The organism is Halomonas sp. NYA30, from assembly GCF_976980765.1.
Genome location: NZ_OZ334477.1, coordinates 69,689 through 86,461, shown reverse-complemented (window position 1 = coordinate 86,461; position 16,773 = coordinate 69,689). Strand labels below are relative to the sequence as shown.

11 protein-coding genes, 2 tRNA genes and 1 rRNA gene are annotated in these 16,773 nt (G+C 54.6%); 7 read left to right on the top strand and 7 right to left on the bottom strand.

Annotation, left to right across the window (positions count from 1 at the left end):
* Positions 1-46: 46 nt before the first annotated feature.
* From ACWI0H_RS00380 to lldD, 4 genes are all read right to left on the bottom strand, one after another.
* Positions 47-122, bottom strand: a tRNA-Ala gene (locus tag ACWI0H_RS00380).
* A 116-nt stretch (positions 123-238) separates the two neighbouring features.
* Positions 239-315, bottom strand: a tRNA-Ile gene (locus ACWI0H_RS00375).
* A gap of 83 nt (positions 316-398) precedes the next feature.
* Positions 399-1,931: ribosomal RNA gene (locus ACWI0H_RS00370) — 16S ribosomal RNA — on the bottom strand.
* 471 nt (positions 1,932-2,402) lie between these two features.
* Positions 2,403-3,557 carry an FMN-dependent L-lactate dehydrogenase LldD gene (gene lldD / locus ACWI0H_RS00365; RefSeq protein ID WP_336275147.1) on the bottom strand — a complete coding sequence of 385 codons (1,155 nt, stop codon included), beginning with the start codon at positions 3,555-3,557 and terminating at the stop codon, positions 2,403-2,405.
* 276 nt (positions 3,558-3,833) lie between these two features.
* Between lldD and ACWI0H_RS00360 the strand changes: the two genes are divergently transcribed.
* Genes ACWI0H_RS00360 through ACWI0H_RS00350 form a run of 3 tightly spaced genes read left to right on the top strand, consistent with a single transcriptional unit; the run spans position 3,834 to position 7,898 of the window.
* On the top strand, positions 3,834-4,607 hold the full coding sequence (locus ACWI0H_RS00360) for a GntR family transcriptional regulator (RefSeq protein ID WP_336275148.1): 774 nt from the start codon (positions 3,834-3,836) through the stop codon (positions 4,605-4,607).
* A complete protein-coding gene (locus ACWI0H_RS00355; protein WP_336275149.1) occupies positions 4,604-6,523 on the top strand; it encodes a sensor histidine kinase in 1,920 nt (639 codons plus the stop codon). Before ACWI0H_RS00360 ends, ACWI0H_RS00355 begins: the two co-directional genes overlap by 4 nt.
* On the top strand, positions 6,516-7,898 hold the full coding sequence (locus tag ACWI0H_RS00350; protein ID WP_176304899.1) for a sigma-54-dependent transcriptional regulator: 1,383 nt from the start codon (positions 6,516-6,518) through the stop codon (positions 7,896-7,898). The genes ACWI0H_RS00355 and ACWI0H_RS00350 overlap by 8 nt, the downstream gene beginning before the upstream one ends.
* On the opposite strand, the gene ACWI0H_RS00345 is transcribed toward ACWI0H_RS00350, so the two are convergent.
* From ACWI0H_RS00345 to ACWI0H_RS00335, 3 genes are all read right to left on the bottom strand, one after another.
* The gene (locus tag ACWI0H_RS00345; RefSeq protein ID WP_335598143.1) at positions 7,874-8,545 is read right to left on the bottom strand and encodes a metal-dependent hydrolase; all 672 of its coding nucleotides are present in this window, start codon (positions 8,543-8,545) and stop codon (positions 7,874-7,876) included. The two genes, ACWI0H_RS00350 and ACWI0H_RS00345, sit on opposite strands and share 25 nt — an antisense overlap.
* Positions 8,546-8,673: 128 nt before the next feature.
* Complete coding sequence (locus ACWI0H_RS00340; protein ID WP_485874536.1) at positions 8,674-9,219, bottom strand: gamma carbonic anhydrase family protein; 546 nt, start codon at positions 9,217-9,219, stop codon at positions 8,674-8,676.
* Between the two features lie 50 nt (positions 9,220-9,269).
* Entirely contained in the window at positions 9,270-10,610 is a 1,341-nt protein-coding gene (locus tag ACWI0H_RS00335; RefSeq protein WP_485874535.1) for a sodium-dependent transporter, read from the bottom strand.
* 216 nt (positions 10,611-10,826) lie between these two features.
* Here ACWI0H_RS00335 and prlC point away from each other — a divergent pair, with 216 nt between their 5' ends.
* From prlC to ACWI0H_RS00315, 4 genes are all read left to right on the top strand, one after another.
* Positions 10,827-12,875, top strand: coding sequence for an oligopeptidase A (gene prlC, locus ACWI0H_RS00330; protein WP_485874534.1), 2,049 nt, complete (start codon positions 10,827-10,829; stop codon positions 12,873-12,875).
* Between the two features lie 59 nt (positions 12,876-12,934).
* The gene (locus ACWI0H_RS00325; RefSeq protein ID WP_008959640.1) at positions 12,935-13,186 is read left to right on the top strand and encodes a YheV family putative zinc ribbon protein; all 252 of its coding nucleotides are present in this window, start codon (positions 12,935-12,937) and stop codon (positions 13,184-13,186) included.
* Between the two features lie 281 nt (positions 13,187-13,467).
* Entirely contained in the window at positions 13,468-14,460 is a 993-nt protein-coding gene (locus ACWI0H_RS00320; protein ID WP_485874533.1) for a TAXI family TRAP transporter solute-binding subunit, read from the top strand.
* 103 nt (positions 14,461-14,563) lie between these two features.
* Complete coding sequence (locus ACWI0H_RS00315; RefSeq protein ID WP_485874532.1) at positions 14,564-16,765, top strand: TRAP transporter permease; 2,202 nt, start codon at positions 14,564-14,566, stop codon at positions 16,763-16,765.
* The last annotated feature ends 8 nt before the right edge of the window (positions 16,766-16,773 follow it).

Here is a 16,773-nt window from a genome sequence, read left to right as displayed (position 1 = left end):
AAACATTCACAAACGGTATTTAAGGTAAAACAGCGTAGCAACATAATGGTGGAGCCAAGCGGGATCGAACCGCTGACCTCCTGCGTGCAAGGCAGGCGCTCTCCCAGCTGAGCTATGGCCCCATCGAGTCGCTCTTCGTCACACTCACCTCTGGCCAATTTTATTTAGCGCAAGGCATTTTATGGCGACACATAACCTGCTATGCGAGTCATAAAATAACGCAGGGATAGATAAAATTTGGTGGGTCTGGGCAGACTTGAACTGCCGACCTCACCCTTATCAGGGGTGCGCTCTAACCAACTGAGCTACAGACCCAAGAGGGGATCGTGCTTTTACCGTTTGCTCTCTATCTGATCAGGTAATTCATTGTGGACGCTTACTGACTGTGACGCATCGTTTAAGGAGGTGATCCAGCCGCAGGTTCCCCTACGGCTACCTTGTTACGACTTCACCCCAGTCATGAACCACACCGTGGTGATCGCCCTCTTGCGTTAGGCTAACCACTTCTGGTGCAGTCCACTCCCATGGTGTGACGGGCGGTGTGTACAAGGCCCGGGAACGTATTCACCGTGACATTCTGATTCACGATTACTAGCGATTCCGACTTCACGGAGTCGAGTTGCAGACTCCGATCCGGACTGAGACCGGCTTTAAGGGATTCGCTGACTCTCGCGAGCTCGCCGCCCTTTGTACCGGCCATTGTAGCACGTGTGTAGCCCTACCCGTAAGGGCCATGATGACTTGACGTCGTCCCCACCTTCCTCCGGTTTGTCACCGGCAGTCTCCTTAGAGTTCCCACCATTACGTGCTGGCAAATAAGGACAAGGGTTGCGCTCGTTACGGGACTTAACCCAACATTTCACAACACGAGCTGACGACAGCCATGCAGCACCTGTCTTACAGTTCCCGAAGGCACACCAGAATCTCTTCCGGCTTCTGTAGATGTCAAGGGTAGGTAAGGTTCTTCGCGTTGCATCGAATTAAACCACATGCTCCACCGCTTGTGCGGGCCCCCGTCAATTCATTTGAGTTTTAACCTTGCGGCCGTACTCCCCAGGCGGTCGACTTATCGCGTTAACTTCGCCACAAAGTGCGCTAGGCACCCAACGGCTGGTCGACATCGTTTACGGCGTGGACTACCAGGGTATCTAATCCTGTTTGCTACCCACGCTTTCGCACCTCAGTGTCAGTGTCAGTCCAGAAGGCCGCCTTCGCCACTGGTATTCCTCCCGATCTCTACGCATTTCACCGCTACACCGGGAATTCTACCTTCCTCTCCTGCACTCTAGCCTGACAGTTCCGGATGCCGTTCCCAGGTTGAGCCCGGGGCTTTCACAACCGGCTTATCAAGCCACCTACGCGCGCTTTACGCCCAGTAATTCCGATTAACGCTTGCACCCTCCGTATTACCGCGGCTGCTGGCACGGAGTTAGCCGGTGCTTCTTCTGCGAGTGATGTCTTTCCTGCCGGGTATTAACCGACAGGCGTTCTTCCTCGCTGAAAGTGCTTTACAACCCGAGGGCCTTCTTCACACACGCGGCATGGCTGGATCAGGGTTGCCCCCATTGTCCAATATTCCCCACTGCTGCCTCCCGTAGGAGTTCGGGCCGTGTCTCAGTCCCGATGTGGCTGATCATCCTCTCAGACCAGCTACGGATCGTCGCCTTGGTGAGCCGTTACCTCACCAACTAGCTAATCCGACATAGGCTCATCCAATAGCGGGAGCCGGAGCCCCCTTTCTCCCGTAGGACGTATGCGGTATTAGCCTGGGTTTCCCCAGGTTACCCCCCACTACCGGGCAGATTCCTATGCATTACTCACCCGTCCGCCGCTCGTCAGCGGGTAGCAAGCTACCCCTGTTACCGCTCGACTTGCATGTGTTAGGCCTGCCGCCAGCGTTCAATCTGAGCCATGATCAAACTCTTCAGTTTACAATCATTGTGATCCTTACTCGTCACTCGAAAGTGACAAAAGCGGATCAAACTTGGCTCAAGGTTCAAACGAATTCATTTCAATTTACATTGTCATGACCGCTTGCCTTGATATTTGGTGATTTGTCACCAACGTCAGCAAGCGCCCACATGAATTACCTGATCAAATTGTTAAAGAGCTGTTTCGCTGTCCTGGTTACTGTGAAAGCAACCTGGCGAGCCGTTGACTTGGCTTGCCGCAGCGAGGAAGGCGTATTCTACGCATTTCCTGGTGGTTGTCAATGTGCGATTTTCGCTATCTATACAACCCTGACACGAAATCGCTAACTATCTGACAAACCGAAGGTTTTCACCTTCACTCACCGCTGGTAACGCTCGGCGTCCCCGGCAGCGGATGCGTACTTTACGGATTCGCTGCCGGGTTGGCAAGGGCTTTTTTTAATATTGATATTAATAAGGCGCAAGTGACGCTCAATAGGCATCGCGGAGCGAATTTGGAACCAAAGAATCAGACCCGAGGTCAGCGATGCTATGTGCCCCGGTGAGTGTCATTGCTACCCGCATTTCTTTTTCGAATAACTCAAGCAAATGGATAACGCCAGCCTCTCCGGCAGTAGCAAGGGCATAGATGTAGGCACGCCCAAGCAATACCGTGTCAGCACCCATAGCAATCATCCGCACGACATCAAGTCCGCTGCGTATACCAGAATCAGCCAGTATCGCTATGTCCCCTTTAACCGCATCGGCGATGGCAGGCAAAGCACGCGCGGTAGAAAGCACCCCGTCAAGCTGGCGTCCACCATGATTAGAAACAACAATGCCATCCGCACCAAAGCGAACCGCCTCACGAGCGTCTTCGGGGTCGAGTATGCCCTTGATGATCATCGGTCCATCCCAGAATTCCCGAATCCACTCCAGGTCTTTCCAGGAAATAGCGGGATCGAAGTTGTCACCAAGCCAGGCAATATAATCTTCAAGCTCCGTTGGCTTACCGCGATAATCAGATACGTTACCCAGATCATGCGGGCGGCCATGAACGCCCACATCCCAGGCCCAGAAAGGATGCATTGCGGCCTGAGCCATTCGCCGGATTGGCCCATACTTGCCGCTCATGCCAGAGTGCGCATCACGATAACGCGCCCCAGGCACCGGCATATCGACGGTAAAAACCAGCGTTTTGACGCCAGCGGCCTTGGCTTTTTCCAGCGCATGCTTCATAAAGCCACGGTCTTTCAGCACATAGAGCTGAAACCAGATAGGCCGATCGACTGCCGAGGCTACTTCATCGATTGGACACACTGATACTGTAGACAGCGTAAACGGTATACCTTTATTAGTAGCTGCGCGCGCAGCCTGCACTTCACCACGCCTTGCATACATGCCTGCCAACCCCACTGGCGCTAAAGCAATCGGCATCGCTAGGTTCTCACCGAACAGCTCGGTCTCCAATGACAATGAAGACATATCCTTCAGCACGCGCTGACGTAACGCGATACCGGCAAGATCGTCGACATTACGCCGCAGCGTATGCTCGGTATAAGACCCGCCGTCCGCATAATGAAACAAAAAGGGCGGGATACGACGCTTGGCCGCTTGGCGATAGTCAGTGGAAGCTGAAATGATCATGGATAGCCCTGTGCAATAGCCTATGCAATGGATGCGCTTTACACCGACGCCCCATTGTAAGAATTGGTTTTACCAATTGACAAAAAAGTAACGCCAACATTAGTGAGGCGTCTTAAGCGTGTCAAACCATGATGCCGCTTTATAGCATTCCACTGCGCTATACTTTAGTTTAAAGCCGCTATTCATGGGGCCCAGCACCGCCCTACCCTACAGACTCTTGAGCTAAGGCTTCAAAGCCCTTAATATTGGTCTTACCAATTAAAGGAGCCGACCAACATGAGCTACCCACCGCTCCGCCAGCAGCGCTTGGCCGATGTAATTACTGAGCGCCTAGAAGCCATGATGTTGGAAGGCAGCCTAAAACCAGGGCAACGCCTGCCTCCTGAGCGTGAATTGGCTGAACGCTTCGGCGTCTCGCGTCCTTCTTTACGTGAAGCAATCCAAAAACTAGCGGCTCGCGGTTTACTAACCAGCCGCCAAGGCGGCGGTACTTTTGTTAACGACGATCTCAGCAATGGTTATACCGACCCATTGCTGGAAATGCTTTCCCGCCACGACGAGTTCAACCTGGATTTACTCGAATTCCGAGATGCCATGGAAGGAATCTCTGCTTATTACGCTGCACTACGTTCAACACCTGCCGATAAAGCCGTGCTTATTCAGCGCTTTGAAGAGCTCGACGGCGGTTTTGCCGGTGCCGACCCTATTCAAGAAGCGAAACTGGATGCAGCGTTCCACCTTGCGATTGCCGAGGCTGCCCATAATGTTTTGCTGCTACACACCATTCGCGGCATTTTTCACCTGCTGGAGAAAAGCATTGTTAATAATCTCGCCCACTTGTTTGCCAAAGAAGGTTCACGCAGCCAATTAATGCAACAGCACCGCGCTCTACTCAATGCCATTTTAGAAGGGCGCGCAGAAGATGCCCGCACTCGCGCCCACGAACATCTAGTGTTTGTCGAAGAAGGATTGTTGGAAATGGCTCGGGCAGAGACACGCGCCCAGCGCGCCCTCCGCCGCGCCCAAGGCAGTAGCAAGACACCGGCATGAACAGCGCTGCCATGACCAATCAAGCCCCGGCTCCTTTGCCGCTACGTTGGCGGCGCCTGTGGCTACTGGTCATTTCGCTCGGCTTGCTGTTATGTGTTTGGCAGGCTGCTCACCTAGCGCGTGAGCAAGCGCTTTCCAACTTGCAGGATGATGCTGAAAACGAGCTGCGGCTGTCTGCCGCCAACTTGAACGGCTATTTGCTGCGCTACGACTACCTGCCGCAAATGCTTGCTACCCGGGAAGGCGTGCAGCGCTTTCTGGCCTCTCCCGACAGCCAAGACCCAATGCCGTTGAATATGCTACTGGATCGTTTCCGCTTCACAGCGGGCGTGTCGGACGTCTATCTGCTCAACCGCGATGGTGACACGATCGCCGCCAGCAACTGGCACCGCCCCAACACCTTTATTGGCCAGAACTATGCGTTTCGTTCCTACTACACCGATGCCATTGCAGGCGGCCAGGGCCGTTTTTTTGGTTTGGGCATCAAATCTCTTGAGCGGGGCTACTACTTTTCTTCGCCTGTGTGGCTAGACGACACCTCGCCAGATTCACAGCCAGACGGGGTGTTAGTGGTAAAAGTCCTGCTGGATGACGTTGAAGAGAGCTGGGCGGAACAGGATGCCGAGCTGTTTGTGACCGATAGCGACAACATCATTTTCATGGCCAGCCACCCAGAGTTGCGCATGAACGCCCTTTACCCGCTCAGCGATGAACAGCGCCAAACACTGCACGACACTCGCCGCTACGCCATGGAGCCGCTGTCGCCTTCGGGTATAGAAGTCGATGCGCCTTACCGCCAGGGCAGTCAGCTGGTCAGTTTCTCCCAGGGCCCGCTAAGCAACGGCGACTACCTTAGCCTGACCCGGCATATTCCTGAGTTTGGCTGGCAAATGCATATTTTAAAGCCGCTAACACCAGTGATTAGCGCCCAATGGATTGCCGCCCTCATGGCAGGCGGCCTTTATGGCGTGGTAACGCTTGGCGTGGGCATTGGCTGGCAGCGTCTAAGGCTGCGTCGTGAGCGGGAAGCATTTGCCCAACGCGAACGCAACACTTTGGCCCGCGTGCGTGACGAACTGGAAGTCAGCGTTGAACGCCGCACTCGTGACCTAGTAGCCAGTAATCAGCGCCTTTCCGATGAAATTGAAGAACGTCGCCGCGCTGAAGCCAACTTGCGTCAAACCCAGGATGAGCTTATTCAAGCCGCCAAACTGGCGGTTTTAGGGCAACTCGCCGCGGGTATCAACCATGAACTCAATCAACCGCTGGCGGCTATTCGCGCCTACGCAGAAAACGCCCGTCGCTTTATCGCATTAGCCCGCCACGACAAGGCGGATGCCAACCTGGAACAAATTGTCGAGCTGACCGAACGCATGGCGGATATCAGCGCCCAGCTGCGGCAGTTTTCGCGCAAAAGCAGCGAACGCCAGGAGACGATATCGGTACAAGCCTGTATCGACTACGCCTTGCGCCTGTTTCAAAGCCGCCTGCGCGAAGGCAATATCAGCATTATTCAGGATTGGCCCGATGAAACGCTGTGGGTAAAAGGCGACCTAGTGCGGCTGGAACAGGTGCTGGTTAACTTAATCGGCAATGCACTGCAGGCTATGAAAGGCGTACCGGCCCCGCAACTGACCTTAGGGGCGCATACCCACCAGCAGCAGGTCGTTATCAGCGTTACCGATAACGGTCCTGGCATCCCCGAGGAGCATTTAGGGCATATTTTTGAACCCTTTTTTACCACCAAGGCGCCAGGGAGTGGTTTGGGACTGGGGCTTTCGATCTCGTCACGTATCATGGACGATCTAGGCGGCAAGCTGCAGGCTGCTAACCAACCCGAAGGGGGCGCCTGTTTCACCATTACCCTGCCCCACTCAACATTTACGCACCCCCAGGAGCGCACTCACTATGCATGAGCCGTCGACGCTGCCGGTCATGGTGATCGACGACGAACCGCATCTGCGGATCACCGCCAGCCAAACCCTCGAACTTGCGGGCTATACGCCCTACTGCTTTGAATCTGCAGAACAAGCGCTGGCGGCATTAACGCCGGACTTCCCCGGCGTGATTGTGAGCGATATCCGCATGCCGGGGATGGATGGCATGGCATTACTGCATGAGCTACACAGCCGCGATGCCACCCTGCCGATTATTTTAATCACCGGCCACGGCGATATTTCTACCGCGGTAGAAGCCATGCGCGCAGGCGCCTGGGATTTTCTTGAGAAACCCTTTGCCGGTGATCAACTGCTGGATGTGGTACGTCGTGGTATTGAAAAGCGCCAGCTCAGTTTGGAAAACCATCGCCTAAAAGCGGAACTAGAGGTGCAACAAGCCGCATTAGGACCACGGTTAGTAGGGCGCACACCGATCATTTCACGGCTGGCCGCGATGATTCAGCGCATCAGCCAAGTGGAAGCCGATGTATTGCTGTTTGGCGAGACAGGCACCGGCAAAGACTTGGTCGCCCGCGCCATTCACGAGCGCAGCGCCCGGCGTAACAGCCCGTTTATGGCGATTAACTGTGGTGCCGTGCCCGAAAATACCATTGAGTCCGAGCTGTTTGGTCATGAAAAAGGCGCCTTTACTGGCGCCGTAGAACGGCGCATCGGCAAGTTTGAACACGCTAATGGCGGCACGGTATTTTTAGATGAAATTGAATCGATGCCCATGGCGCTGCAGGTCAAACTGCTGCGGGTACTTCAAGAGCGCAGCGTCGAGCGGTTAGGCGCCAATGAAACCGTGCCGCTCAATATCCGCGTGATTGCGGCCACCAAGGTCGATCTCAAAACCGCCTCCGAAGAGGGAAATTTTCGCGAAGATCTTTACTACCGGCTGAATGTGGTTACCCTGCCGCTGCCCGCGCTGCGTGAGCGGCGCGAAGATATTCCTTTACTGTTTCAACACTTTGCCGTGGTGGCTGCCAACCGCAGCGGGTTGGAAGCACCTACCCTCGACAGCCCTGCTATTGCCGCCCTGCTGGCCCACGACTGGCCCGGCAATGTACGCGAGCTGCGTAACCTTGCTGAGCGTTATGTGCTGCTGGGTGCTGCTTTTGATTACCGCCTGGACGCGCTGCTGGAAGGGGTCAACGCCGATACCGAAGAGCTCACTCTGCCGCGCCAGGTAGAGCTGTTTGAAAAGAGCCTGATCAGCCAATCATTGGCGCGCTACCACGGCCGGGTAACCGATGTCTGTCGCCACTTAGGGATTCCGCGCAAAACCTTTTACGACAAACTTAAAAAGCACGGACTCAACGCCGACGACTATCGCCACAGCAGCGAGCCTTGATGGAGTAACTCCCCCAATACCGACCAGGGCGGTACCCAGGGAATAAGCGTAAACGTCGCAATCAGCATCAACAGATTGGACATCGGCCGACGGCTATCGCCTAACTTCAGCGCTGTTCCAAATGAGCGTTTTAGCCGGGCACCCTCCAGGTCAACGCTATATATTTCATCCAAACTCAGATGAATCAAAAAACCGACCAACGTGGCAGCCCCGTGGGACCAGGCCAACCACGCTGGCTGGCCAAGTAAGTTAAAACTAAACGTGGCGGCCAGTAGGCTACATAGCCCACCCGCCAGCAGAGAGTGCCAAATACCACGGTGAACGGTTAGTCGCGAAAATAGTACGCCCGCCAAATAGCGAACACAAAAGTAGATCCCACCACAGGCAACTAACAGCGCACCAGGCGTTAGCCAGGGCTGGAGCAACAGTGCCCCCAGCACCAAAGCGGGCACTGAAAGTAGGTTGAATATCAAACGGATAGAGTGAGAGCGGTCGGCATCAATATCGGGCAGAATGCCACCAAACGTGACCAACGCAATCATCACCACCGCCTGGGAAGGCGGCCACCATTGGCCTTTCCAGCCTGCGTAAGCTACTAGCATGCCGCCCGCCGCTGCTACCGTAATATGCGTGCGAAAATTAGCCATGACGCGGCATCCCAGAGTCTGCAAAAAAGAAAACTGTATAAATTAACAGATTTCTTACAGCCGCGACATGAATTATTTAGAAAAAAGGTTGGCGGAGCAACTGCTTAGGCTGTTTCTAACAACATTAACTAAAGAGACGCTTCTGCCAAGAAGCGGTCTTTTAATTTAACGTAGTTGCCGGCGGTATAGGGGAAGAAAGCGCGCTCTTTATCTTTTAGCGGCCGCATCGCTTTAGCCGGATTACCCGCATACACATAACCACTTTCCAAATGTTTACCCGGCGTGACGACAGCACCCGCGGCGATAATGACCTCGTCTTCGACGACCGCGCCATCCATCACAATCGCGCCCATCCCTACCAGTATCCGGTTGCCCAACGTGCAGCCATGCAGAATCGCTTTATGGCCAATCGTCACGTCGTCCCCAATGGTGAGCGGAAAGCCGTCGGGGCTGAAGTCACTGGCGTGGGTAATATGCAGCACGCTGCCATCCTGCACGCTCGTTCGCGCGCCGATACGAATACGGTGCATATCGCCGCGAATTACCGTCATTGGCCACACAGAGCAGTCGTCACCTAGCACTACATCACCGATGACCACACTGGCCGGATCAATATAAACGCGCTCACCTAATTGGGGCGCCATACCTTGATAACGTCTTAATGCACTGCTCATCACTCGCTCCTGGAATGCTGCTGGACAGCTTAGAGAATTTAATTCCTCCACTATAGCAACCCAGCCAGCAGAACAATAAAGGTAAGCGGAATCGACACCCAGCGAATGATATTACGCCACACTAAGTAGCCGCGTTCACCAACGCCTAACGCACTTACCACTCTTTCACGAGGCATAACCCAAGCCGCAAAAACCGCGATCAACAAGCCGCCCAAGGGTAGGAAGACATCCGGCGGTATACTGCTAACAAGCTCAAAGACGTTGCGCCCGAACAGCGGCCGAAACTCAGCCAGGGAGGAGAAGGAGAAGGCTGATAATAGCCCGATCAACCAGACACTGAGCGCTACGATCGCCGTCGAGATACTGCGACGCAGCCCCAATCCTTGCAGCGTGGCGACCATCGGCTCCGCAAGATTTATCGCCGATGTCCAGGTGGCCAACAGCAGCAGTAAAAAGAACACGCTTAGCCATGCCGAGCCCCACGGCAACTCAGAAAAGGCGATAGGCAACGTCACAAACATCAAGCCCGGACCGTCGGCAGGATCCATGCCTTGCGCGAATACCACTGAGAAAATAGCGATCCCCGCCAGCAATGCCACGCTGATATCGAGCACTGCGACCGCAACCGCCGCCTTGGGCAGGCTTTGCTCTTCCGGCATGTAAGCGCCATAAGCCATTAATGCACAGGCCCCCACCGCCAACGTGAAGAAGGCATGGCCCATGGCATGCACCATTACCGATGGTGTCAGCGCCTCGAAAGAGGGTAAGAACAGCCACGCCAGCGCCGTACCAAAACCATCGGTCGTCGCGGCATAGCCCGCCAGCAGCAGTAACAACAGATACAACAGCGGCATCAGCAGGTTGTTCAACCGCTCCAGCCCCTTGGCAACGCCCGCCGCTACCACGGTCATGGTCATAAACAGAAACAACGAATGATTAAAAATCAGCAGCCCCGGATTGGCTAAAAAAGATTCAAAGCTGGCACCGATCTCAGCGGCACTCGCGCCATTAAAATTGCCGTTAACGGAGGCCACCAAAAACTCAATCGACCAGCCGGAGACCACCGAATAGAACGACAAGATACAGAACACGGTGAACGCCCCGAACAACCCCAGCCAACGCCAGTGAGGGGAAGCCCCCGCCTCGGCCGCCAAAGCCCCCAACGCCTGCATCGGCCCACGCCGACCGGCACGGCCAATCAGAATCTCGGCCATCATTACGGGAATACCCAGCAGCAGCACGAACGCCACGTAAATCAGCAAAAAGGCCGCGCCGCCGTTCTCTCCCGCCACATAAGGAAAGCGCCAGATGTTGCCTAACCCCACCGCAGCACCTGTTACCGCCAAGATAAAGGCCCGCTTCGACCCCCAGCGCTCCAGCGTCTCGCTCATCACATGCTCCTGCCATTGGTGGCAATAAAAGGCGGCAAGACTAGCAGGCGCTTGCGTGCAGGCCAAACCCTAAGCGTAAACCCGGATATTAAACATCGTTGTTATAGTTATTGAAGCGAACATTGAAACGCAGCCCCGCCGCCCGCACTGTGTCATTATTATTGCGCGTTTTGCGCTTCCTATACGGTTTTAAAAACGATGCCACTCGAGGTGCCTATGTCCACCAATCCGCTGCTTGAAACGCACGAGCTACCCCCCTTTGCTGAAATTCGCGCCGAGCATGTGGAGCCCGCTGTGGAAACGCTGCTTAGCGAGAGCCGCGAAGCCATTGACCGCCTCGCCGAACAGGCAGCCGCCGCCCCGCCAAGCTGGGAGAATTTTGCGGTGCCACTCGAAGCCGTCAATGACCGGCTGACTAAAGCATGGTCACCGGTCTCGCACCTTAACGGCACCATGAACTCTCCAGAATTGCGCGAAGCATATCAGGCATGCCTTGAAAAACTCTCCGCTTTTGGCACCTGGGTTGGCCAACACGAAGGGCTGTTTCATGGCTGGCAAGCGCTAAAAGAGGGCCCGGCCTGGGAAACCCTGGATGCCGCACAGCGGCGTACTGTTGAGAATGCGCTGCGCGATTTTCGTCTGGCCGGTGTTGACCTTCCCGCAGACAAAAAAGCCCGCTACGGCGAGATTCAGTCGCGGCTCTCCATGCTGTCAAACCAGTTCTCGAATAACGTGCTGGATGCCACTCAAGCATGGCATAAAGATATCGATAGCCAAGAAGCCTTAGCAGGCGTACCCGAAAGTGCTCTTGAAACATTAAAAGCCACCGCTGAGGCTAAAGGCGTGGCGGGCTACCGTATTACCCTAGATTTCCCCAGCTTTTTCCCGGTGGTGAGCTACGCTAACAACCGCGAGCTGCGCCGCGAAGTGTATACCGCCTTCGTTACCCGCGCCTCAGACCAGGGCCCTGACGCGGGTAAGTTTGATAATGCCGCGATCATGGAAGAGATACTGGCGCTACGTAGCGAAATTGCCCAACTACTCGGCTTTGATACCTACGCTGATTATTCACTGACCACCAAAATGGCAGAGTCCCCCCAACAAGTGCTCGACTTTCTCAACGATTTAGCCCGCCGGGCGCTTCCCCAGGCGCAGGAAGAGTTTGCCGAGCTAAGCACTTATGCCCGTGATGAACTTGGCCTGGAGACGTTAGAACCGTGGGATGTTGCCTATGCCAGTGAAAAATTGCGCGAAGCGCGCCATGCGATATCTCAAGAGCAATTACGCCCTTACTTTCCCGCGCCACGGGTGGTCGATGGCTTGTTTCAGGTGGTCGAGCGTCTTTATGGCGTACGCTTTGAAGAAGATACTGAAGCGCCCCGTTACCACCCTGACGTACGCTATTTCCGCATCACCGAAAACGGCCAGCCGATTGCCGGTTTTTATCTGGATCTCTACGCCCGTGAAGGGAAGCGGGGCGGCGCTTGGATGGCTGATTGCCGCGTGCGGCGTCAAACAGAGCAGGGCCTGCAATTGCCTGTCGCCTTTTTAACCTGCAACTTCACGGTCCCGGTAGGCGGTCGCCCTGCGCTGCTCACCCACGATGAAGTCACCACGCTGTTCCATGAGTTTGGTCACGGTCTTCACCATATGCTGACCAAACAGGATATTGCCGATATTTCCGGCATAAATGGCGTTGCCTGGGATGCTGTCGAACTGCCCAGCCAGTTTATGGAAAACTACTGCTGGGAGCGCGAAGGGCTAGACTTGCTCGCCAAGCACGTGGATAGCGGAGAAGCGTTACCTGCAGAGCTGCTTGAGCGCCTGCAAGCGGCTAAGAATTTCCAATCCGCTATGGGCATGATGCGTCAAATCGAGTTCTCGCTGTTTGATTTGCGGCTGCACCACGAGTTAAGCGCTCCCAGCGCCAGCGACGTACAAAACTTGTTAGATGAAGTGCGCGATGCCGTATCAGTATTGCCGAAAGTATCGTACAACCGCTTTCAGAATAGCTTTGGCCACGTATTCGCCGGGGGCTACGCTGCCGGTTACTACAGCTATAAGTGGGCGGAAGTACTCTCGGCGGATGCCTGGAGCGCCTTTGAAGAGGCCGGTATCTTCGACCCTGAAACAGGACAGCGCTTTCGTAGCGAGATCCTCGAACAGGGCGGCGCCCGAGACGCGGCGGATCTGTTTGTCGCCTTTCGTGGCCGTGAACCCAGCGTCGAACCGCTGCTGCGCCACTGCGGCATTCGCGCTGCTTAAGCTTTTTTAAACCATTTCCCATGCGTGGCACCTTGGGTGCCACGCGTTTGGAGCTTTGAATGTCGACTGTTAAACGCTTTATCGCCGGTGTTACCTGCCCGCGCTGTGCGGCAATGGATCGTATCCGCGCCTGGGAACAAAACGGCATCCGCTATCGCGAGTGCGTCAGCTGTGATTTTTTTGAGCAACTGCCTATCGAAGAAGATGCGCTTACCGAGATGACCACCCGGGTCAACCAGGTCCGCGATGATCAGAAACAGCAGGATGTGCAACCCGTACGCATTATGGATCCAGGCAAGTCTTCTCGCTAATTCCCTCCTCGCATTGTTCGTATCAGAAGAGTGCAGCAAGTGTGCGGTTATCCGCACACTAAAAAGCCGCTGCCGTGCGAACAACCGGACACAATAGCGAAATCCCCTTTCCACCAAAGTTGAATAAAAAAATTATAAGCGTTTGATTTTAAAATCATAAAGGTAAGCTGGCACAACTATCGCTGTTATAACTGCTGCATAGCCTGATTAATGCCGTTCGAAGAGCGCTATTACTCGGAATCATCAGACTATAACCCCAATAACAGCTAGGAACTTTCGCCATGCGCAATCAAATGCCTAAAACGTTCACTCTTCTCGCCAGCAGCGCCCTGCTTGTGGCGGCTGCCAGCAGTGCTCAAGCTCAAGCAGACCGTTCCGGTTGGCCTGACAACTTCACTGTAGGTACCGCAAGCCAAGGCGGCACTTACTTCGTTTATGGTTCAGGCTGGGCAAACTTTATTGCTGATGAGCTGGGTGTATCGGGTGGCGGTGAAGTCACCGGTGGCCCAACTCAAAACTTGGCACTCGTGCACACGGGCGACATGGCATTTGGCTTAACCACCATGGGTCCCGCTTCTGATGCCGTTAAAGGCGAAAGCCCGCTGGCGCCTGGTATGAAGATGGACAATGTATGCGCCATGTTCCCCATGTACGAAACGCCGTTCTCCATTACCGCGCTTGCTGACAGCGGCATTGAGACGATCTCCGACATTCCTGATGGCGCACGCATCGGTTTCGGCCCGGCTGCCTCAACGTCTGACACTTACTTCCCGGCCATTTTAGAAACCTTGGGCGTTGACTTTGAACGTCGTAACGGCGGCTGGTCAGACCTGGGCGGTCAGTTGCAGGATGGCCTGCTTGACGTTGTTGCCTTCGCTGCGGGCATTCCGATCCCGGCAGTCAGCCAGTTGGAAGTACAAACTGACGTCAACATCATCGAATTTAATGAAGAAGAGTTGGCCACGGTACTTGAAAACTACCCAGTCGCTGAATTCATGATCCCGGCGAACACTTATACAACGCTTGAAGAAGATGCTCGCGCTGTCTCCATGTGGAACTTCGCTATCGCTGGCTGTGATCTGCCGGAAGACTTCGTTTATGAAGTCACCAAGGCCACCATGGAAAACAACGACCGCATGCGCTCTGTGCACCGCAGTGCTGAAACCACCATTCCAGAAAACATCAAGCACAACACCGTGCTGCCGTTCCACCCCGGTGCTGCTCGCTGGTATGAAGAGAACGGCTATGAAATTGCTGATGACATGATCAACTAAGCAACCTTAAACCGTTCTAACTGCCCCGTTTCCGGTTTCGCCGGGCGGGGCAGCTTTCGCTGCTACCCCCCTTTGTCTGCTTTTGCTGTGAGGGTGAACTCTAATGAGTCACAAAACCGACCAAGACCCCAATGGTCTTAACGATGATGTTCACGCGGCGTCAGCGGTACCAGAGTCTATTGCCGATGGTGTCGATGATGATGTTGTTGAACCTAATCGTCGCCTGTTTACGGGCTGGCAATTTCTACTGTTTGCGGCATTAGCGATCGCTTACTCAAGTTTCCATCTGATTTCACTCAACGTGTATCCGATGGAAACCTGGTCGTTTCGTATCGTACACATTGCCGGTGCACTTATTCTGGGTTACGGGCTATTTGCCGGTGCCCGCTTTGCCGAGGACGATCATCAGGCGTCAGGCGCCTGGATTAAGTGGGTTAGCTATGCGCTACTGATTCCCGCTGCCTATACCTTGGCGCAAGTTTTCGTGATGTATCAAACGCTCAGCGGCAGTGCCATGCGCATCGACCCAAGTGTTGAAAACTGGCACTACGGCTATCCGCTCATGGCGACCACGGCGGGTGCGATTGTGCTGTCATGGTTTTATCGCCAGGCTCGGCACCGTTTCAACCCTGCCGATTTGGTGCTGATGGTTTGCGCGATGGCGAGCGCAGGCTATTTGCTGGTGGCTTATAACACCAATATCCGTATGTCGACGGGTACCTCCTTTGCACCAGCGGGCATTTCCTGGGCAGCCATCGCAGGTTCTCTGCTGATTCTAGAACTTACTCGCCGAGTAGCTGGTTTAGCGTTAGTCGTGATTTCTGCGGTCTTTTTGACCTATGTTTTCGCCGGTCCTTATTTGCCGGGCTTTTTGGGTTATCCGGGTCTGTCACTGCAGCGCTTCTTCAGCCAGGTATACACCGATGCCGGTATCCTCGGACCCACCACAGCGGTATCGTCGACCTATATCATTCTGTTCATTATTTTTGCGGCTTTCTTGCAGGCCTCTAAAGTAGGCGACTACTTCGTTAACTTTGCCTTTGCCGCAGCGGGTCGTGCTCGCGGTGGCCCCGCTAAAGTGGCTATTTTCGCCTCTGGCCTGATGGGCATGATCAACGGCACATCGGCGGGTAACGTGGTTTCTACTGGTTCCCTGACCATTCCTTTGATGAAGAAAGTCGGTTATCCCGCGCGTAGCGCGGGTGCCATCGAAGCCGCCGCTTCAACCGGTGGACAGATCATGCCGCCCATCATGGGCGCTGGCGCGTTCATCATGGCTGAAGTGACCGGTATTCCGTATACCGAAATTGCCATTGCGGCAATCATTCCAGCCATTCTCTACTTTGCTTCTATTTACTTTATGGTCGACTTTGAGGCCGCTCGTAAAGGCATGCGTGGCATGCGCAAAGATGAGATCCCATTGTTCTCGAAGCTGGTGAAACAGGTCTATCTGTTTGCGCCCATTATTATCCTGATTGTCGCGCTGTTTATGGGTTACTCGGTTATCCGCGCCGGTACCCTGGCAACCGCTTCAGCCGCCGTCGTAAGCTGGATTTCGCCCAACAAAATGGGCCTTCGTGCGATTCTTAAAGCCCTGCAGATTGCGGGCACTATGTCGATTCAGATTATCGCCGTGTGCGCCTGTGCGGGTTTAATCGTCGGGGTGATTTCGCTAACGGGTGTCGGTGCACGCTTCTCATCGCTGCTGCTTGGCCTAGCCGGTGTCAGCCAGTTACTGGCGCTAGTATTCGCCATGTTGATCAGCATTTTGCTGGGGATGGGCATGCCGACCACCGCTGCCTATGCGGTGGCCGCGTCAGTTGTTGCGCCTGGCCTAATCAATATCGGTATTGAGCCACTGATCGCGCACTTCTTCGTGTTCTATTTTGCAGTCGTGTCGGCGATCACTCCGCCCGTTGCCTTGGCCTCCTATGCAGCGGCTGGTATCTCTGGCGACAATCCCATGGGCACGTCGGTGGCCTCGTTCAAGATTGGCTTGGCCGCGTTCATTGTTCCGTTTATGTTCTTCTACAGCCCGGCCATGCTGATGGAAGGCTCGCCGATGCAGATCCTACGCGTTGGCTTAACGGCGACACTGGGTATTGTGCTGCTCTCGGGTATGGTGCAGAAATGGTTCTTTGGCCCCGTTAATACAGTGCAACGTATCGTCATGCTCGTAGGCGCGCTGTTCTTGATCTATGGCGGTATCTATACCGACATTGCAGGCCTTGCGATTGGTATCGTGCTATTTATGATGCAGCGTAAGCTTCACGGCGGTGGTAACAAAACGGCGCAAGCTGGTTAATTGATACA

What these genes read in the sequence shown, in the direction of transcription:
- lldD (WP_336275147.1), bottom strand. Translation starts at nt 3,557, where the DNA reads ATGATCATTTCAGCTTCCACTGACTATCGCCAAGCGGCCAAGCGTCGT.
- ACWI0H_RS00360 (WP_336275148.1), top strand. Translation starts at nt 3,834, where the DNA reads ATGAGCTACCCACCGCTCCGCCAGCAGCGCTTGGCCGATGTAATTACT.
- ACWI0H_RS00355 (WP_336275149.1), top strand. Translation starts at nt 4,604, where the DNA reads ATGAACAGCGCTGCCATGACCAATCAAGCCCCGGCTCCTTTGCCGCTA.
- ACWI0H_RS00350 (WP_176304899.1), top strand. Translation starts at nt 6,516, where the DNA reads ATGCATGAGCCGTCGACGCTGCCGGTCATGGTGATCGACGACGAACCG.
- ACWI0H_RS00345 (WP_335598143.1), bottom strand. Translation starts at nt 8,545, where the DNA reads ATGGCTAATTTTCGCACGCATATTACGGTAGCAGCGGCGGGCGGCATG.
- ACWI0H_RS00340 (WP_485874536.1), bottom strand. Translation starts at nt 9,219, where the DNA reads ATGAGCAGTGCATTAAGACGTTATCAAGGTATGGCGCCCCAATTAGGT.
- ACWI0H_RS00335 (WP_485874535.1), bottom strand. Translation starts at nt 10,610, where the DNA reads ATGAGCGAGACGCTGGAGCGCTGGGGGTCGAAGCGGGCCTTTATCTTG.
- prlC (WP_485874534.1), top strand. Translation starts at nt 10,827, where the DNA reads ATGTCCACCAATCCGCTGCTTGAAACGCACGAGCTACCCCCCTTTGCT.
- ACWI0H_RS00325 (WP_008959640.1), top strand. Translation starts at nt 12,935, where the DNA reads ATGTCGACTGTTAAACGCTTTATCGCCGGTGTTACCTGCCCGCGCTGT.
- ACWI0H_RS00320 (WP_485874533.1), top strand. Translation starts at nt 13,468, where the DNA reads ATGCGCAATCAAATGCCTAAAACGTTCACTCTTCTCGCCAGCAGCGCC.
- ACWI0H_RS00315 (WP_485874532.1), top strand. Translation starts at nt 14,564, where the DNA reads ATGAGTCACAAAACCGACCAAGACCCCAATGGTCTTAACGATGATGTT.